Genomic DNA, 237 nt, shown 5'->3' with positions numbered 1-237 from the left:
ATTATCCTGGGCCTGAATAAGAAAATAAAATAATAAATATTGCTTTTGCATACTATTTTATCCAAACTTTGCTTTTTTTTAAATCAATCGTGAAAATATATTTGGACAAAGTCTCAAAATTAAGTACACCATCATAAATAATATCTCGTGTAAATGATCTTGAGATGAATGATTTTTTTCCGATAATAAATTGAGTTTCGGAGTTCATACCATCTTTGTCTTTTGAGAGTTTCCAGG

The 237-nt window shown here is 27.8% G+C and carries 1 protein-coding gene; it reads right to left on the bottom strand.

What is annotated here, in order from left to right; all coding sequences use genetic code 11:
• Window positions 1-52 precede the first annotated feature (52 nt).
• The coding region (locus tag SB772_RS45515) for a hypothetical protein (protein ID WP_410839217.1) at window positions 53-237 on the bottom strand (185 nt) is incomplete at its 5' end.

Origin of the sequence: Paraburkholderia sp. SIMBA_030, assembly GCF_046535245.1 — a bacterium.
GTDB lineage: Bacteria > Pseudomonadota > Gammaproteobacteria > Burkholderiales > Burkholderiaceae > Paraburkholderia.
Note: the sequence above shows the minus strand (reverse complement) of the source record. Positions and strands in the feature narration are given on the sequence as shown.